This window comes from Plantibacter sp. MCCC 1A11337 (assembly GCF_013349365.1).
Classification (GTDB): Bacteria; Actinomycetota; Actinomycetes; order Actinomycetales; family Microbacteriaceae; genus Plantibacter; species Plantibacter flavus_A.
The window spans coordinates 418,334-437,157 of the sequence record NZ_JABJWX010000001.1; the positions used below are offsets into that span (position 1 = coordinate 418,334).

Genomic DNA, 18,824 nt, shown 5'->3' on the forward strand with positions numbered 1-18,824 from the left:
CGCCGATGTCGACGACGACACCCGCATCCGATCGACTGTGCCATGCCAGCGAGGGCTGCAGTCTCGAGATGCCCGCGGGCGTGGGACGGTGGCGCCTTCACGCTCGACGTCCGGGCCTTCGACTTCTCCGAGTGGGCCAGGGCGGCGGCCGTCATGTCGATCAATCGCGCCCTGTCCCCCGGGCGCAGTCGTTGACCCGGCCGATCAGCCCATCTCCCGCAGGACGACGACGGAGCCTGGCGCGAGTACGACGCGACCGGTGTGCGTGATTCCGGTCAGCAGATCGAGGCCGGACGTGTCCGCCCACCCCTGTTCGTCGCGGTGGTTGATGAGGAAGAGGTAGGAGCCGTCGGGCGACGTCCGCCGCACCGCCTCGACGCCGCGAGACACCTCGGCGACGGGAACGATCCGTGTCTCCCCCAGGAGTTGGTCGACGAGCGCCCCCAGGCTCGACGCATCCAGGTCGGCGGAGAGGTACCACGCCGTCCCGCGACCCACCCGTCGACGTGTGACGGCGGGAAGTCCGGCGACCGCGCCGTCCGAGTAGCTGGCCACGACCTCGACCCGTTCGTCGGCGGACGGGTCTTGCAACACCTCCGTCCAACGGGTCGCTGTCCAGCCGTTGTCGAGCGAGACGGTCTGCCCCTCGGCGAGTGGAGCGAACTCCTCCACCACCACGCCGAGTACGGACCGGAACGCACCCGTGAACCCACCTGGGCGCACGGTGTTCACCTCATCCACGACTCCGGAGAACCAGGTGACGAGCACGGTCCCTCCGGCCTCGACGAAGGCTTCGACGGCGCGCGCGTTGTCATCCGAGACGAGGAAGAGCCCGGGGACGACCACGAGCCGGTAGGAGGAGAGGTCCGTCCACGGGGCGACCACGTCCGTCGTGATTGCCCGTTCGAAGAAGGCGTTGTGCACGGCACGAGCGGTCTCGAAAGCGCCCATCCGATTGATGGGCTTGAGTCCGCTCCGCACCGCCCAGCCGGCTTCGTTGTCGTGCAGGATCGCGATGTCTGCCCGGGTGACGACGGTTCCGCGCACCTCGGCGAGAGCCGCGACGTCCTGGCCGAGCGAGACCACCCGTCTGAACGCCCGGCTGTCACGGCCGGCATGGGGCAGCATGGCGGAGTGGAACTGTTCCGTGCCCGATTTGGAGGCGCGCCACTGGAAGAACATGACACTGTCCGAGCCGCGCGCGACGTGCGCCAGGGCGTGGCGCGCGAGTTCCCCCGGTTCCTTGGGTTGGTTGATCGAGTGCCAACTCGACCCGCCGGTCGCATGTTCCATGAGCATCCATGGGCCGCCGCCGGACATGCCCCGCATCCGGTCGCCGCTGAACGCGAGGTCCTGGTGCCGGAGCGGGTCGGGGCCGTAGGTGTAGTGGTCGTTCGCGACGACGTCCATCTCCACCGCCCAGCGTGTGTAGTCGACGACGTCCGGACCCAGCCCGACCATGAAGTTCGTGGTGACGGGTAGCTCGGGCGTGTGTCGGAGCAATACCGCTCGCTCGGCGCGATACTGCTCCAGGAGCTCGTCCGAGGAGAACCGCTCGTAGTCGAGCAGCTGGCCCGGATTGTGCGCTGTGGCCCCGCTCGGGGTCGTGACCTCCTCGAACGACGAGTAGCTGTTCCCCCAGAACGCCATGCCCCAGGCGTCGTTGAGCGCTTCGACGGTCGTGTACTTCGTCTCCACCCACTTGCGGAAACGATCGTTCGACACCGGGCAATGACACCGCGCATTCCCACCGCCGAGCTCGTTGCTGACGTGCCACATCCGGACCGCCGGGTGACCGGAGACGTGCGCGGCAAGTCGCTCGACGACACGCAGGGCGAAGCGCCGGAAGACCGGTGACGACGGGCAGAAGCCGAGGCGGCCGCCGGGCGCGAGCGGGTGCCCGTGCTCGTCCTGCGGCAGGATCTCCGGGTGGAGACGGTGCAGCCACATCGGCACCGCTGCGGTCGGCGTCGAGAGGTCCACCGCGATCCCGTTCTCGTGCAGCAGGTCGAGCATCCGATCGATCCAGGTGAAGTCGAACACACCCTCCCGCGGCTCATGGACGACCCACGAGAACACCCCGAGCGTCACCAGGTTGACGCCGGCCTCCCGCATCAACTCCATGTCCTCCAGGACGGTCTCCCACGGCCATTGCTCGGGACTGTAGTCGCCGCCGAACGAGAGCGTCTCGGTCGGCCAGGCGGCGGTCGTCGGTCGGTTGGGCTCGGTCGTCTCGGTGCTACTGGTCATGCCGGGGCATCCTTCGTCGGGCTCGGTGGTTCGGGGTCGGGCGTGAGCGTGATGACCCGGGCGGTGGGCGCCGCTGTCGAGACGGCCACCGTCAGCTCTCCCGACGGAGCGTCCCAGCGCCAGGTCCAGCCGTCGGTGTCCCTGGGGAAGAACGGGGCCGCCACGACGTCTCGTCCGCGGTAGTTCGGCACGGGGATCACGACGGTCTCCGGGGCGCCTGGGCGACGCCAGAGACTGAGGCGTGCGCACTCGTCGTTCCGAAGGCCCAGCGACACCCACGGGTCGTCCCAGCCGGGTAGTCCGAGCGGCCAGAACGGCATCGATCGCTCGATGTCGACGAGGACCTCCTTGTGAGCTGCGACGGCCTCGCAGATGAGCGCGACCTCGCTCGGCGCCATCCGGTTGAGGTATCCGGAGAGGTACATGCGGCCGAGGATCCCGTTGACGAGGGCGAACACCATCGCCTCCCGGCCGGATCCGGGGAGCGGATAGGCCCAGTTCCCCGCTTGCTCGGGGAGCATCGACGCGGGCGCGGCCGCTGCGATCGTCGCGTACATGACGGGGTCCTGCTGATCGGAGGTCGACTGGAGGTGCAGCCGGGAGAGCATCGCCGAGTCCATCCGCATCGCGCCGGAGGCACAGCTCTCGATGAGCAGGGACGGGTGACGCTCCTGCGCGTCGTCGAGCAGATCGAGCAGCGCCCGGTTGTGTTCCAAGAGCCCTGCTCCGGGGGCCAGACCTCCTGCGTCGGTCCCGGGACCGGTCATGGTGTTGGAGTCCATCTTGATGAAACCGATGCCGTAGTCGGCGATGAGGCGGTCGATGACACCGTCCACGTGCGCGCGGGCGGCCGGATCACGCAGGTCGAGCAGGTGTCGGCCGTGCTCCGCGATGCGGATGCCCCCGCGGGAGAAGAATGCCGACTCCGGGAGTCCGCGTCCCGAGGACGCGAGCGCGAGCGGTGATCGGACGCCGATCACCTCGGGCTCCAACCAGAGCCCTGCGACCATGCCGCGTGAGCGGATGCGGTCGATGACCTCCTCGATGCCGCCGGGGAACCGGCTCGCGGCCGGCAGCCACTCCCCGACCGTGTCCCACCAGTGACCCTCGGCGTACCAGCCGGCGTCGATGCAGAACAGGTCTGCTCCGGCATCGGCCGCCGCGTCGATGAGGGGCAGGAGTTTCTCGGTGGTCGGATCGCCCATGAGCGTGTTCATGTAGTCGTTGAACACGACGGGCAGGGCGTGGTCCGCCTCACGCAGGTGACGGATCGCGCGTCGCTGCCCGGTCAGTGCGCCGAGCACCTCGTCGACGCCTCCGTCGGCGAAGGCGACCGATGCCGGCACGGAGGTGAGCTGCTCCCCCGACGCGAGTCGGACACTCCACTGGTTGTCCTGGTCCGTCGGGCCGGTCAGCAGCAGGTAGGCACCGTGGCGCGTCTCGCCGATCTCGTATCCCCACGGCCCGTTGTGCTCGACCTGCCAGGCGAGTGCATACTCGCCTGCGGTCGCGAGGAGCACCGCGGTCGGCGCCTGCTCGCCAGTCGACCACGACCCGCGGTTCGCCACGTGGACGCGGCTGCGGGGTGGCTGGTGTTGCACATCACGGTCGATGCGGGCGAGTCCGATGTCCCGGAGGGACTTCGTCGTCCAGCGACTCTCTGCGACCCAGTCGTTCGCCGCCGAAGCGAGGACGAAGCCGTCGACCTCGGGCGCCGTGGTGAGGAAGGCCCCGGTGACGAACGTGGAGACGAAATCGATCACGACCGGCTCTCCTGCGGTGATCACCGTCCACGTGCGGAATGCGCTGACTCCGGTCGACAGTTCGAAGACACTCGTGACGCTGAGTCCCGTGTCCACGTCCATCTGTTCGATCCGCAGGGTGTGGTCGTCGCCACGCGTATGCGACCGGTATCGCAGGCGTGCCCCGATGACGGTGTCGACGTGTCGGAAACTGCCTGGGAACCGCCCATGACCGAAACCGGACACCTCGACGAGCGGCTGCCACAGCGCCGTCGCGAGGATCGGGACGGCGCGGTCGGCGCCGCGCGACCCGATGCCGACGAGAGCGACCGGCCTGTCAGGGCCCACCGCGAACACCAGCTCCAGCGTCTCGTTCCCCCACCGGAGCAGGTGCTCCTCGTCCGTGTCGTGCCGCTCAGACACGCGCCGGCGTCCGGTCCGCGGATTCCCACGAAGCGGTGTGGTGGTTGTAGCAGACCGAGTTGTCGAGCAGCGCCCGATCCGGTGCCGCCTCGCTCGACACGACCTTGCCGACCTTCTCGGGGTCGGGCGCTGCGAGCGCGAGGAGTTTCGTGTAGTCGTGCTGAGGATTGAGGATGACGTCGTCCGCGGGACCACGCTCGACGACCCGGCCGTGGTACAGCACGAGGATCTCGTCCGAGAAGTGCCGCGCGGTCGCGAGGTCGTGCGTGATATAGAGGACCGCGAGATCGTCCTCCCGCTGGAGTCGACCCATCAGATTGAGCACCCCGAGCCGGATCGACACGTCGAGCATCGACACCGGTTCGTCCGCGATCAACACCTGTGCACCTGGAGCGAGCGCGCGGGCGATGGCGACGCGCTGCCGCTGCCCTCCGGAGAGCTCGTGCGGGCGGCGGGACGCCATGTCGTCCGCGGGAGTCAGGTTCACCCGTTCCAGCATCGTCAATACCTGCTCGTGCACGGCTCGAGCGCCGGACGCTCGGCGATGGATCCGGATGGGCCGTGCGATGTGATGCTCGATCGTGTGGAAGGGGTTGAGTGAGGCGAACGGGTCCTGGAACACCATCTGCACATGACGCCGATAGAGCGAACGCGGCACGGCCGCGCCGTCGTCGAGCGTCACCTCGATCTTCCCGGATGACGGGCGTTCCAGCCGCGCCAGCATGCGTGCGATGGTCGATTTCCCCGAACCCGACTCCCCCACCAGGGCGACGGTCCGACCGGGCACGAGGTCGAAGGACACCCGGTCGACCGCTCGGAACGCCGTCCGCTTCAGGCCCTTCTTGATGGTGAAGTCCTTCGTGAGGTCCGTGACGCGGATCGTCGTCATGACGCATCCTCCTGTTCTGCATCGACACCGGTCCGGATGAAGGCACCGCGCGAGCCGCTGAGACTCGGGAAGGATTGCAGCAGCCGCTGGGTGTACGGGTGATCCGGTTCGCGATAGATCTGATCCGCGGTGCCCAGCTCGACGATCTCGCCCTCGAGCATGATCGCGATGCGGTCACTGATCTCGAGGAGCAACGGGAGGTCGTGTGTGATGAAGATGACCGCGAAGTCGAGTTCGTCGCGCAATCGCACGATCTCCCGCAGGATGTCGCGCTGCACGACGACGTCGAGGGCGGTGGTGGGCTCGTCCATGATCATGACCTGCGGTTCGAGGAGCATCGCCATGGCGATCATCACGCGTTGCCGCATGCCGCCCGACAGTTCGTGCGGGTAGGAGCTCAGTCGAGATCGGTCGACGCCGACCCGCTCGAGGACATCGCCGGCCCGTTGGACGCGCTCCTTCCGGGACAGTTCGGGCCGATGCGTGATCAACACGTCGCACAACTGCGCCCCCACGTTCGTGACGGGGTTGAGGGCGTTCATCGCCCCCTGGAAGACCATCGACAGCTTCGTCCAGCGGAAGCTCCGCAGGTCCTCATCCTCGAGGGCGAGGAGGTCGACATCGCTGCCGTCGCGGTCATGGAAGGTGATGCTGCCGGAGGCGATCCGAGCCGGGGGCTTGTGCAGGCGGTTGATGGCATAGGCGAGCGTGGTCTTCCCACAGCCGGACTCGCCCGCGAGTCCGAGGATCTCGCCGGGGGCGAGGGACAGGGTCGCGTGCTTGACCGCCGTCACCGGGCGTTCGACCTCGTACACGACCGAGAGGTCGTCGATGGTCACGACAGCCGGTCTGGTCGACCGCCTGGATGGAGCGTCGAGGAGCGTCATGCGCGTGCCTTCCTGTCGGATCCTGAATCGGCGGCGTCGTGCCTCGCCGTCGCCCGCTCCAGCCGAGCGGCCACCTTGGCGCGCTTCCGATGCATCCGGACGTTCTTGAGCTTGGGGTTGATGATCTCGTCGATGGAGAAGTTGATGAGCGAGAGACCCATCCCGAAGAGGGCGATGATGAGGCCGGGCGGCCCGAACCACCACCATGCTCCGAGCGGGAGTGCGAAACCGTTCTGCGCGTAGAACAGCATCGTGCCGAGGGTCGAGGAGTTCGACGCACCGAGGCCGAGGAACGAGAGGCCTGCTTCACCCAGGATCGCGGCGATGACGGCGAACACGAACTGAGACGCGAGCACGGGGAGCAGGTTCGGCAGGATCTCGACCGCGATGACGCGACCGGCCCGTTCTCCAGCGACACGCGAGGCCGCGACGTAGTCACGACTGCGGATGGAGAGGGTCTGAGCTCGGAGCACACGACTGGACGCTGCCCAGCCGGTGATCGCGAGGACCACTGCGATGGTCCAGAGGCCACGCTGCTCGGGTGGTACGAAGCCCGAGATCACGATCACGAGCGGCAGGCCGGGGATCACGAGGAACACATTCGAGAAGAGCGAGAACGCCTCGTCGGTGAACCCGCCGATGTAGGCGCCGAGGATGCCGAAGAAGGCCGAGAGGATCGTCGCGAGCACCCCCACGATGAGTCCGATCTGCAGCGAGCCGGCCGTCGCGTACGCCAGCTGTGCGAACACGTCCTGCCCGGTCTGCGTCGTTCCGAGGAGGTGTGCTGCGCTCGGCGGTTGGAGTCCGTCATCGCGGATCGTCGTCGGGTCCCCGACGAGGAGCGGGCCGATCAGTCCGAAGAGGGCGATCCCGCCGACGAGCACGAGGCCGATCGCCAGCCACGGCGTCATCGTCGGTAGCATCATCCGCCAGGCCGACCGGGGTCGCTTTCCCCGCTCGGCGGCGGCGGTCGCGAGCGCCCTCGTGGCGTCGGGCACGTTGGGTTCGGTCCGAGGAGCGAGGTTCGTCATCGGCTGAGTCCTTCCAGAACGATCGGCTTCGCCGACGGTGAGACACGGATCGTGCGCCGGGGCATCAGACGCTCACCCGGGTGCGGGGGTCGATGAGGCCATAGAAGAGGTCCACGATGAGGTTCGCCCCGAGGACCGCGAGGGTGATGTAGAGGAAGATGCCCTGCATGAGCGCGTAGTCGTTGTTCGTGACCGCCGAGAGGAGCTTCGACCCGATACCCGGATAGGAGAACACCTGCTCGGTCACGATCGACCCCGACACGACGAAGCCCAGGGAGATCGCGAATCCGGCCACGGACGGCAGCACGGCGTTCCGGGCCGCGTAGTTCCGCAGGATCCGGCCCTGGCTGAGGCCTTTCGCCTGGGCGGTGAGGATGTAGTCCTCCGACAACGTCGACACCATCATGTTGCGCATGCCGAGCAGCCAACCGCCGAGCGAGGCGATCACGATCGTGAGCGCCGGGAGGAACCCGTACTGGATGGCCGAGGCGATGAATTCCCAGGAGAATGCAGGATCGAGGATCACGTCGTAGCCCCCCTGGGAGGGGAAGAGCTTCAGCGTCGTGGCGAAGACGTAGACGAGGATGAGGGCGAGCCAGAAGTACGGGACGGCGGCCAGCAGCGTCGTCGCCGGCACGAGCGAGTCGAGCCAGGTGCCCGGCTTCCAACCCACGATCGCACCCAGCGAGACGCCGATGACGGTGGCCAGGACGGTGGAGATGCCCACGAGCACGATCGTCCACGGGAGCGAGGTACTGATCACCTCGGTCACGGGCGTCGGGAAGTAGCTGACCGAGACACCCAGATCACCGCGGAAGACGTTGACGAGGTAGTTCCAGTACTGGAGCAGCAGTGGTTCGGAGGAATCGCCGCCGAGAAGGAGCTCGTAAGCCTTGCGGGTGTCGGGGGTGACGATGCCGCCCCGCTGTTGCAGCTTGGCGAGCAGGATGTCGACCGGGTTGCCCGGCAACAGCCTCGGGATCAGGAAGTTGATGGTCAAGGCCGCCCAGAGTGCGATGGCGTAGAACCCCAGCTTGCGGACGAAGTAGTTCACGACGTCCCTCCCCCGCGCCGACCGGCGCGCTCCTTCTCGGCGACGACCATGCTCACTTCCCCGTCGGCTTGAGCGACTTGAAGATCTCCGCGTTGTCGGGAGACGCCCAGATCGCCGGGAAGGCGTACAGATCGTCGAGCGTGGGCCAGCCGCTGAACTTCTCACTGTGGAACTCGCTGGTCGTGCCGCCGGTCATGATCGGGATGTACGGCATGTCCGCGACGATCTTCGCCTGGATGATGTCGAATTGCGCCTGTCGCGCCGCGGTGTCGGTCGGGTTGGTCGCTTTCAGTACGGCCAGCGCGGCGTCGACCTCGGGGTCACTGAACCGGGCGATGTTCTGCGGTGCGATCTCACCGACGGGTGCCGTGAAAGCGGAGTTGAAGTACTTGTCGTACAGGTAGTACGGGTCGGAGGCGGCGCCCTGACCGAGCGAGTCGATGGCGAGCTGGTAGTTGCCCTTGCTCTTCTTGTCGGTCCACTCGTTCCACGACGACTGGGCGACCTTGAGGTCGATGCCGACGGCCTTCAGTTGCTGGGCCATGGTGTCGATCGCGGTGATGTAGTCGGTCCAGCCCGTGACGACCTCGACGGTCAGCGACAGTTTCTCGCCGTCCTTCGCGTAGATGCCGTCTGAGCCCTTGACCCAGCCCGCACCGTCGAGCAGGCTGCTCGCCTTCGCCGCGTCGGGCGTGTTCGGAAGCACCGGCTCGGCGACGTTCGCGGAGATCAGGTCCTTCTGCGTCGTGGTCAGTGCGAACGTCGGCGAGATGTCGCTGGCCGTGTTCTGGAACGCGAGGGAGTTCATCTGGTCGCGGTTCAGGGCTGCCGAGATGGCCTGACGGACTGCGGGGTCCGTCTGCGGGCCGGCGCAGCCGAGGGCGGTGCTGGAGCAGGTGAGCAGCGCCATCTGGTTCTGAGGGATCGTGATCGCCTCGTAACCCGGGTAGGTCTTGGAGACGTTCTCGATGTCCGGGACCGGGCCGGTCTGCCAGTCGATCGTTCCGGCGGCCAGAGCGTCGGCTCCGGCGGTGTTGCCGGAGAGGGAGAGGTACCGCACGGCCTTCACCGCGGGCTCGCCGTCCCAGTAGTCGGGGTTCGAGACGAGGGTGAACGCCTGCGCCTTGAAGTTCCCGAGCGTGTACGGACCGGTACCGACCGGCTTGTCGACGACGTCGGTCGTCGGGTCGACGTCCTTCCAGAGGTGCTCGGGGACGATGGGGGTGCGGCCGAGGAGGGTCGGACCGCTCACGAATGCCGGGTGGTCCCAGGTGAAGACGACCTCGGTGTCGCTGGTCGCTTGGACGGTGCCGTCGAAACCGCTGGTGTTGATGGAGGGTGTCTTCAGCAGCAGGTCGAAGGTGAAGGCGACGTCCTTCGCCGTGAACGGCTTGCCGTCCGACCACTTCGCACCGTCCCGGACCGTCACCGTGAGCTGCGTCCCGTCGTCGCTCCAGGTGTACTCGGTGCCGAGCAGCGGCTTGTAGGCCTCGGTGTTGACGTTGGTGACGAAGAAGAGCGACTCGTAGATCGTCCCGATGCCACCGATGCTGGACGGCGAGTAGGGGTTGAAGTTGATCTGATAGTCGCCGGCTTGACCGGTGTAGGCGACCAGCGTGTCGGCGGCGGATGCGGAGGAACCGCTGGAGCCGCTCGACGGCGAGCAGCCGGAGAGCAGGAGGGCCGTTGCGGCGGCGGCGACCGCGCCCACGACCCAGGTGCGGCGGCGGGGCCGGGAGCCCGTGGTGTTGAGGAACATCGTTGATCCTTTCCCAGGGCGCGGACCGCTGAGGGCAGTCGACGCCGACTTCGTGAGTGGGGGTGGATTTTTCCACCCGACGGCACCATTGTTACTTAGGTAAATTATGTGCGTCAAGCACTTCGGACGAACTCGTGCCGACCAGACCCCGTTTCGAAAGGGCCCCATGACCGACCTCGTGGACACACAGCTCCGCGGCGATGATGCCGCCTCGCGTCCCCTCACACCCCCTGTCGTCCACCTTCGAAGGGACGGCGTCTCACTCGTCATCGCGACCGGCGCCCCCTCCGGCACCGGGGCTCGTCACGCCACCCTGCCCAGTGTGCTGCACTGGGGAGCGGACCTCGGGACATTCGACGACGAAGCCCTCCAGGACCTCCAGGACGCACTCAGCCGCCAGACCCGCCCCGGTTCGCTCGATGCCGCCTGGCAGGCCTCGATCCTCCCCGTCGAAGGCGACGGTTGGGCCGGGCGACCCGGCATCCAACTGCGACGCGACGACACGCCCGTCCATCTGCGCTGGTCGCGGGTGGACTGCACTCCTTCCACCGACCGGTCGGCCACCACGGTCACGGCGGAGGACCACGTGCACGGCCTGCGGCTCACCTCGACGCTCGCGATCGAGACCGGCGGCATCGTCTCCCTCGTCCATCGGCTCGAGCGGACCGCGACGCAGGACGATCCGGCCGGAGCCGTCGTCGTCGACTGGCTCGAGGCGACCCTCCCGACACCGAAGGCCACCGATCACCTGACCACGTTCGCCGGTCGGTGGACGCGGGAGAAGGCTCCGCACACGACCGGCGTTCCTCGCGGTTCGACCGTGCGTCAGACCCGGCGGGGGCGCGGTGGACACGACGCCCCGATGCTCTACCTGCTCTCCGTCGACCGTCCGAGGGACCGCACCGGAGAGCTCTGGGCAGTGCACCTCGGGTGGAGCGCGGACTGCACGTACCGCAATGACCGACTGCCGGACTCGGTCGATGTGATCGGAGCCGGTGAGCTGCTTCGTGCCGGCGAGATCGCCCTCGAGCCCGGTGAGGCGTATACGACCCCGATCACCTACTTCGCCTGGTCCGATGCCGGACTCGACGGACTGTCGGAACGGTTCCACCGGTTCGAGCGCGCCCGCCCGCAGCACCCCACGCGTCCTCGTCCGCTCGTCCTGAACACCTGGGAGGCCGTCTACTTCCAGCATGACCCGGAGTTCCTGCTGGAACTGGCCGAGAGAGCCGCTGAGGTCGGTGTGGAACGGTTCGTCCTCGACGACGGATGGTTCCTCGGTCGGCGCGACGACACCCGAGGACTCGGAGACTGGATCGTGGACCGCGACGTCTGGCCGGATGGCCTCGAACCGCTCGCCACGCGGGTGCACGAGCTCGGCATGGAGTTCGGGCTGTGGTTCGAGCCGGAGATGATCAACCTCGACTCCGACCTCGCGCGGGCGCACCCCGACTGGCTGCTCCACGCCCCCGACCACCTGCCGACCCCGGAGCACCTCTCCTGGCGCACCCAGTACGTGCTCGACATCGCACGCGCCGACACCTACGTGTACGTGTTCGACCACCTGCATCGACTCGTCTCCGATCTCGGGATCGACTTCATCAAGTGGGATCACAACCGGGATCTCGTCGAGGCGACGCACGACGGTCGGCCGGGGACGCACCTGCAGACGCAGGCGCTGTACCGTCTGATGGCGGAGCTCAAGGCGCTCCACCCGGGGCTCGAGATCGAATCGTGTTCCTCGGGCGGCGCCCGCAGCGACCTCGGTATCCTCGCTGTCGCCGACCGCGTGTGGGCGAGCGATTCGAACGACCCTGTGGAACGCCAGGACATCCAGCGATGGACGCAGCTCCTGCTCGCGCCCGAGCTCGTCGGCGGACACGTCGGGCCGACCACGGCACACTCCTCGGGGCGGACGACCGCGCTCTCGTTCCGCTTGGCGACGAGCCTCATGGGGTCCGCGGGCTTCGAATGGAACATCGCCGAATGCACGCCGGACGAACTGGCCGTCATCACGCGCTGGGCGGCTCTCTACAAGGAGCTGCGACAGGTGATCCACACCGGCACAGCCGTCCACGCCGACGTCCGTGACCCGGCTCTCCGCGTCGTGGGAGCCGTCGCGCAGGATCGATCGGAGGCGGTGTTCACCATCGCGAGCGTCGCGACCCTCGAGGACTCCATGCCGGAACGTATCCGGCTCCACGGCCTCACCCCGGACGTCCGCTACCGCGTCCGGCTGCGCGGCGAGATCGGCGCGTCGGACCACGGCTTCGCCACCCCGGCGTGGATCTCGGCCGGAGAGGTCACGCTGCCGGGTTCCGCGCTCGGGACCGTCGGCCTGCAGATACCCCCACTCTGGCCGGCCCAGGCGCTCATCCTCCACGTCACGACGGCCTGATCGACCGTCGAAGCCCACTCCGCTGATGCGGAGTGGGCTTCGACGTAGGACCTGCGGATCAGCGTCCGGCGAGCAAGCCGTTCGCGTGTCGCAACACGTCTTCGGCCACGAACGCCGCAGGGTCCAGTCCGGGGCGGGCGTCCACTCGGAAGATCGCCCGCTCCCCGGGCAACAGGGTGACCATCCCGAGATCGACCCGCGCCGACGCGTCGACCCGGTCGACGAGCATGGTGACGTCCCGTACGTAGCTCGTCGCCGTCACGGTGATGACGTACACGGCCGGATCCTCGTCCGAGACGATCGCCTCCGCCCGTACCGCCTCGGGCTCGAGCGCCTGATCGACGACCTCCGAGGGATCGTGGACCGCGGTCGCGAACCCCGCGAGCGTCGCGGTGACGATCTCGCGCGCTGGATCGATGACCGAGGCGACGCCGACGGGCACGACGATGCGGGTCGCCCCGCGCGGATCGATCGATGCCTCCGCGGCCGCTGTCGCGAGCACCGTGCCGTCGAACGACATCCTCCGAAGGACCACCTCGCCCACCCACGCTTCGGCGGTGTCGTTCAACAGCACGGTCACCAGTCCGTCTGCACTGGGCTGGATGGTGGCGAGACGGGGTTCGTAAACCGCTCGTAGCGCGAACCACAGTGGCTTCCGGCGCTCCGCGAAGTCGACCGCTGCCCAGGAGACGACTGGCCAATTGTCATTCAGCTGCCAGACGATGACACCGGTGTTGAGCGGCGTGAGCGCACGGAAATGTTCGATGCCGAACCGGATCGCCGCCGCCTGGTTCAGCTGGGTCGCCCAGTGCCACTCCTCGATCGTGCGCGGGTCCGGCAGGTGGCCGTGCAGACCGCGCTCGAGCTTGAGGTTTCCGTCCTCGGCCTTCTGGTGCACGAGCATCTGCGCACCATACGGCTCGAGGGGCTCGTCGTGCACGACGTCGACGAGCGTCGACCATGCCGGCGGACCCTGGAAGCCGAACTCGGAGACGAAGCGCGGCCGATGCTCGCGGTACTCCGTGTAGTCCAGGCGGTTCCAGACGTCCCAGATGTGCATCGTCCCGTGCGCGGCGTCGTTCGGGTGCAGGTACTCGGAGAACGAGTACGGGCTCGCCGGCGAGTACGACCGGCTGGGGTCGAGCTCGGCGATGAGCGCTGGGAACAGCTCCCGGTAGTACCCGTCACCCCAAGTGCGACCGTCGAGCGCCTGACGCCACCCCCAGTCGACGAAGCCCCAGATGTTCTCGTTGTTGCCGTTCCAGATCACGAGCGAGGGATGCGGACTGAGCCTGGTGATCGCCTCGCGTGCCTCGGCTTCGACCTCCGCTGCGAGCCAGTCCTCCTCCGCATAGGCGGCACAGGCGAAGAGGAAGTCCTGCCAGACCAGGATCCCGGCCTCATCGCACGCGTCGTAGAAGTCGTCTGATTCGTAGATGCCGCCGCCCCACACCCGCAGGAGGTTCATGTTGGCATCGACCGCATCCGCGACACGACGCCGATACCGCGCACGGTCGATCTCGGTCACGAAAGCATGGTCGGGGATCCAGTTCGCTCCGCGGATCTGGATCAGCTCGCCGTTGACGATGACGTTGAACGGACCACCGAAGGCGTCCGGCGCGATGTCGACGGTCACGGTGCGGAAGCCCACGCGCGATCGCCAGCCCTCCGGTGTCCCGGTCGGGTGCGACGTCCCGGTCTCGAGCTCCACCGAGAGGTCGTACAACGGCTGTGGGCCGTGACCGATCGGCCACCAGACGTCGACCTGCGGGACGGTCAGGACGAGACGTGCCTCGGAGACGCCGGGCGAGACCACGACGTCGTCCGCCGTGTCGCCGACGCTGACCCGGAGCCGGACCGCCTCGGTGCAGTCGGCCATCGCCGCCGTCGTGACGGTATTCGCCCATTCCAGCTCGACACGGGCGTCGAGCAGCCCGGCGACACCGTCGGCGTCGTCCGCGAGGTCGACCAGCGGCCGGACCGACACGATGCGCACGATGGACCAGCTCTCGATACCGATCGCCTTCCAGATGCCGCTCGTCGCGACGTCGATCCCCCAGTCCCAACCGAAGTTGCTCGCCGCCTTACGCAGCGCGTTGTAGGGGTGGTGGTTCACGTGCGGGCGTGCACCGTGCGCCTCGGAACGCGCCTCGGCCTCTTCCACGGGGGCGGCGAAGGTGATCGTCAGCCGGTTCTCGCCGACGACCAGCAGTGAGGCGATGTCGAAACGGTAGCTGCGATGCTGATTCTCCGTCCGTGCGACCAGAGAACCGTTCAGCTCGATCGTGGCGACGGTGTCGAGCCCTTCGGCCACGAGGTCGTGCCGCTCGGCACCGTCCTCCTGCCACGCGAAGGTGTTCTCGTAGCGCCAGACGGTGCTGCCGATCCACTGCTGGGACGCTTCGTTGTCCCGGTCGAAGGGGTCGGCGATCCGTCCTGCGGCGAGGAGATCGAGATGGGCGCAACCGGGGACGGTCGCCGGGATGATGATCCCACCGAGCCCTGCTGGACTGGGGCCCGAGACGGCGGTCAGTGTCCAGCCGGAATGAAGCGGGGTGTACGTCATGAGCATCCTTGCGTCGTGGCGATTCGATGACGACCGGATCATCGTCTGCTACTTTATTACCTAAGTTTACAAAGTGCGTCAAGCACGGCCAGAGCGATAGGCTCCCGATGTCGACATCGTTGAGAAAGCGGGGACCAGTGACGGACGCCCACGCCATCGCAGAGGGCTCGTCCTCCTGGCCGTACCTCCCCGACGCCGAGCGCGGCGCGCTTCGAGAACTCCTGATGTACGGGCCACTCCCCCGAGCCGAGATCGCTCGCCGGCTCGGTGTCTCCCGCGCGAGCCTGACGCGCGCGACCCGCGTCCTGATGGAGCACTCGATGATCTCCGAGGGCGAGGTCGCACTCCGCGGTGCGATGGGGCGCCCGAGCGAGATGCTCGTCGTCCGCCGGGACACCCACTACTTCCTCGGCGTGAAGCTGACGGGCGATGCGGTCTTCGCCGTCGTGACGGATCTGAGCGCCCAGATCGTCGCGCAGTTCGAGGAGCCCCTCGTGTCGACCACCGTCGCCGACACCGTCGATCAGATCGTCCGCATCCACACACGATTCGCCGAGGACTACAAGGGTATCTGTGCAGCCGGCGTGTGTCTGGCCGGTGACATCGCCGGGATCGATGGGCGTCAGATCGTGACGGTCTCGTACTTCCTGCAGTGGCGCGACGTCCCGCTCGCCGAGCTGCTGGGCGAGCGTCTCGGGATCCCGGTCACCGCCGACAACGACGTCCACGCACTGACAGCCGCGGAACACTGGTTCGGCGTCGGTGCCGGCGCCGAATCGCTCGCCCTCGTCACGATCGGAGCCGGGATCGGGTTCGGGCTCATCGTCGACGGCAGGGTGCTGACGGGCCACAACGGTCGTGCCGGGCGGTTCGACCACGTGCTCGTCGATTCCCGCGGACCGAGCTGTGGACTCGGGCATCCCGGCTGCGCGAGCGTCTACCTCACGAGCGAATCGATCGTCCGTTCGATCGGCACGGCGGACCTCGACTACCCGACCGCGGTCGCTCTCGCCCGCGCGGGTGACGCCGCAGCGCTGCACGCCTTCGACGACGCCGGGAAGGCCCTCGGGGTGATCCTCGGCACGGTCATCAACGGCCTGGACCCGGAACGCGTCATCCTCACCGGTGACGGCCTCGCCGTGCTCGAGTTCGCGGGCGGTCGCGTCCAGCGCACGCTCGAAAGCGTGCGGCTCCCGAGCGATGATCCGGTCCAGTTCGACGTCGTCCCGTTCGAGTTCACCGAGTGGGCGCGGGCCGGCGCGGTCGCGGCCATCCGTCTGATGCTCCGCTTCTAGCACGAGCCCGTCCGACACCGGGTCTCGAGGTGCGACCGGCGGCGTCCGACACCCGCGGATCATGCATCCTGTCCGACTCAGGTACGGAGTCTCGGACCCAGGGACTCCGGGAGCAGAGGTCGTGGCCGCGGCTGGCCGAGGATGCCGCTGCGAACCGCGCCCCTGTTCCGCGAGCCGCCCGCTTGGTCGCGGCACGCAGATCGCGAGCGAAGCGTTAAATGTCCTGCCGCTTCTGCTGACCGATGGCATCAGTACGCCGGGATTGCCGTTGTCAGCCGAGCTGTGGTGCCGGTGCCGCGGTTGCGTCCCGCTTCGTGCGGCGTCGTTCGCTGACGATGAAGACGACGAGCAGAACGATGCCTGCGAGGATCACGAGGAATGAGCAGACTCGAGATGTTCAAGGCGAGGATGAGACCGACGCCGACCCACATCCACCGGCGACCGCGGACGGTCTGTTCGGCGAAGCGTCCGCGGAGCCACCCCGATCGAGGCTGCGAAGGCGACGAGTAGCACACTGGTGCAGCGCGGTGCCGAAGAACAACTCCATCGGCCCAGCGGCCCAGGACTTTTTCCCCGACTGGGATCGCAACATCCAGGAGCTCGTCGCAACCCTCCGTGGCGAAGCGGGCCGCAACCCCTACGACTAACGGCTGAGCGATCTCGTCGGCGAGCTGTCCAACCGGTCAGAGCGCTTCCACGCCCTCTGGGCGGCCCACAACGTGCGCTTTCACCGGACGGAGGCGAAGCGCCCCGTCACCCCGTCGTCGGCGACCTCGAACTCAGCGACGACGCGTTCGAGCTCCCAGCAGACCTACACCGCAGAACCTGGGATACCGTCGGCCGACGCACTGAGGATACTCGCTAGCTGGGCGGCGACCACCAGCCCCGGCCCTCGTCCGGGAGTGCCCTCGCCGGAGGCGGGCCGAATCATCGACGGGCAGGACCGCGGCAGCTGACTCCCGGCAGGAGGTGGTGGGCCCTGCCGGGATCGAACCGACGACATCCACGGTGTAAACGTGGCGCTCTACCAGCTGAGCTAAAGGCCCGCGATCGGATGGAACCATCCGATGCGACTCGTCGAGTCTAGCCGGAGTCTCCGTCGGAGCCGGAACGCTCCACAACCCCGGTCTCATGGCTCCGACACGACACCGGACGATCGGTCGGGCGCGGTGACGGTCGCTGGCCGTACGATCGAGGGGATGGATACGACGATCCCCACCCCGTACGAAGACCTCCTGCGCGACACGCTCGAGCACGGCGCCGCCAAAGGCGACCGCACCGGAACCGGCACGCGCAGTGTGTTCGGCCGCCAGCTCCGCTTCGACCTCTCCCAGGGCTTCCCGCTCATCACCACCAAGCGGGTGCACTGGAAGTCCATCGCCTACGAACTCCTCTGGTTCCTCCGCGGCGACGGCAACGTCCGTTGGCTGCAGGAGCACGGCGTGACCATCTGGGACGAGTGGGCCGACGACCAGGGCGAACTCGGCCCCGTGTACGGCGTGCAGTGGCGGTCCTGGCCGACCCCCGACGGCTCGCACATCGACCAGATCTCGCAGGTCATCGACCAGCTGCGCACCGACCCGAACTCGCGCCGGATCATCGTCTCCGCGTGGAACGTCGCCGACATCCCCAACATGGCGCTCGCCCCGTGCCACGCCTTCTTCCAGTTCTACGTCGCCGACGGCAAGCTCTCCTGCCAGCTCTACCAGCGCAGCGCAGACCTCTTCCTCGGCGTCCCCTTCAACATCGCCAGCTACGCGCTCCTCACCCACCTCGTCGCGGAGCAGGTCGGCCTCGAGGTCGGCGACTTCGTGTGGACCGGCGGCGACTGCCACATCTACGACAACCACGTCGAGCAGGTGACGGAGCAGCTCACGCGCGCACCGTTCCCCTACCCACGGCTGCGCATCAACACGCAGCGCGACAGCATCTTCGACGTGGAGTACGACGACCTCGAGATCGTCGACTACCAGCACCACCCCGCCATCCGCGCGGCCGTCGCCGTATGAGCCTGGCGCTCATCTGGGCTCAGGCCCACAACGGCGTCATCGGTGCCGACGGCGACATGCCCTGGCACGTCCCCGAGGACCTCGCGCACTTCAAGGCGCTCACCGGGTCGGACGCGGTGATCATGGGACGTCGCACCTGGGATTCACTCCCCCCGCGGTTCCGTCCGCTCCCAGGACGTCCGAACATCGTCGTCACCCGCGATCACGCGTGGTCCGCCGACGGCGCGATCGTCGCGCACTCCCTGGAGGACGCGTTCGAAGCGGCACAGCTCGCCGGTAACGGCCAGGCGTGGGTCACCGGCGGCGCCGGTCTCTTCACCGAAGCGCTCGCGCTCGCCGACCGGCTCGAGGTGACCGAACTCGACCTCGATGTCGCCGGCGACACCTTCGCGCCCACGATCGGCGAGGAGTGGGTGCCGGTCACGATCGACCCGGCACACGGTTGGTCGGAGTCACGCACGGGTGTCCCCTACCGGTTCATCCGGTACGAGCGTGCGCCCGAGATCGCCATCACCGGCTGA

General features: G+C 67.8%; 13 protein-coding genes and 1 tRNA gene. 5 read left to right on the forward strand and 9 right to left on the reverse strand.

Going from position 1 to position 18,824, the window contains the following annotated elements; all coding sequences use genetic code 11:
- Positions 1-204 precede the first annotated feature (204 nt).
- The 7 genes from HOW07_RS01910 to HOW07_RS01940 all read right to left on the reverse strand — a co-directional run bounded on the left by HOW07_RS01910 (position 205) and on the right by HOW07_RS01940 (position 10,035).
- Positions 205-2,250 carry a beta-galactosidase gene (locus tag HOW07_RS01910; RefSeq protein ID WP_175115939.1) on the reverse strand — a complete coding sequence of 682 codons (2,046 nt, stop codon included), beginning with the start codon at positions 2,248-2,250 and terminating at the stop codon, positions 205-207.
- A complete protein-coding gene (locus HOW07_RS01915) occupies positions 2,247-4,415 on the reverse strand; it encodes a glycoside hydrolase family 36 protein (RefSeq protein WP_175115940.1) in 2,169 nt (722 codons plus the stop codon). The genes HOW07_RS01910 and HOW07_RS01915 overlap by 4 nt, the downstream gene beginning before the upstream one ends.
- Positions 4,408-5,304: an ABC transporter ATP-binding protein gene (locus HOW07_RS01920; protein ID WP_175115941.1), complete on the reverse strand. Its 897-nt coding sequence runs from the start codon at positions 5,302-5,304 to the stop codon at positions 4,408-4,410. The genes HOW07_RS01915 and HOW07_RS01920 overlap by 8 nt, the downstream gene beginning before the upstream one ends.
- Positions 5,301-6,191, reverse strand: a complete 891-nt coding sequence (locus tag HOW07_RS01925) for an ABC transporter ATP-binding protein (protein ID WP_175115942.1) — start codon at positions 6,189-6,191, stop codon at positions 5,301-5,303. Before HOW07_RS01925 ends, HOW07_RS01920 begins: the two co-directional genes overlap by 4 nt.
- Entirely contained in the window at positions 6,188-7,222 is a 1,035-nt protein-coding gene (locus HOW07_RS01930; protein WP_175115943.1) for an ABC transporter permease, read from the reverse strand. Before HOW07_RS01930 ends, HOW07_RS01925 begins: the two co-directional genes overlap by 4 nt.
- Before the next feature lie 64 nt (positions 7,223-7,286).
- Positions 7,287-8,276 (reverse strand): ABC transporter permease, encoded by a 990-nt coding sequence (locus HOW07_RS01935; protein WP_175115944.1) that lies wholly within the window; start codon positions 8,274-8,276, stop codon positions 7,287-7,289.
- Between the two features lie 52 nt (positions 8,277-8,328).
- Positions 8,329-10,035 (reverse strand): ABC transporter substrate-binding protein, encoded by a 1,707-nt coding sequence (locus HOW07_RS01940; protein WP_175115945.1) that lies wholly within the window; start codon positions 10,033-10,035, stop codon positions 8,329-8,331.
- Between the two features lie 166 nt (positions 10,036-10,201).
- Between HOW07_RS01940 and HOW07_RS01945 the strand changes: the two genes are divergently transcribed.
- On the forward strand, positions 10,202-12,433 hold the full coding sequence (locus HOW07_RS01945) for an alpha-galactosidase (RefSeq protein WP_175115946.1): 2,232 nt from the start codon (positions 10,202-10,204) through the stop codon (positions 12,431-12,433).
- Positions 12,434-12,491: 58 nt separating this feature from the next.
- On the opposite strand, the gene HOW07_RS01950 is transcribed toward HOW07_RS01945, so the two are convergent.
- Complete coding sequence (locus HOW07_RS01950) at positions 12,492-14,999, reverse strand: glycoside hydrolase family 2 protein (protein WP_217485075.1); 2,508 nt, start codon at positions 14,997-14,999, stop codon at positions 12,492-12,494.
- A gap of 137 nt (positions 15,000-15,136) precedes the next feature.
- Here HOW07_RS01950 and HOW07_RS01955 point away from each other — a divergent pair, with 137 nt between their 5' ends.
- Together HOW07_RS01955 and HOW07_RS19740 are read left to right on the forward strand one after the other, a co-directional pair.
- Entirely contained in the window at positions 15,137-16,294 is a 1,158-nt protein-coding gene (locus tag HOW07_RS01955; protein ID WP_371743550.1) for an ROK family protein, read from the forward strand.
- Positions 16,295-16,944: 650 nt separating this feature from the next.
- On the forward strand, positions 16,945-17,250 hold the full coding sequence (locus tag HOW07_RS19740; protein ID WP_217485145.1) for a hypothetical protein: 306 nt from the start codon (positions 16,945-16,947) through the stop codon (positions 17,248-17,250).
- Between the two features lie 14 nt (positions 17,251-17,264).
- Here HOW07_RS19740 and HOW07_RS01965 read toward each other — a convergent pair.
- Positions 17,265-17,340: transfer RNA gene (locus tag HOW07_RS01965), tRNA-Val, on the reverse strand.
- Positions 17,341-17,493: 153 nt separating this feature from the next.
- On the opposite strand from HOW07_RS01965, the gene HOW07_RS01970 reads away from it, so the two are divergent.
- Positions 17,494-18,303 carry a thymidylate synthase gene (locus HOW07_RS01970; protein ID WP_121290926.1) on the forward strand — a complete coding sequence of 270 codons (810 nt, stop codon included), beginning with the start codon at positions 17,494-17,496 and terminating at the stop codon, positions 18,301-18,303.
- Complete coding sequence (locus tag HOW07_RS01975) at positions 18,300-18,824, forward strand: dihydrofolate reductase (protein WP_175115949.1); 525 nt, start codon at positions 18,300-18,302, stop codon at positions 18,822-18,824. The genes HOW07_RS01970 and HOW07_RS01975 overlap by 4 nt, the downstream gene beginning before the upstream one ends.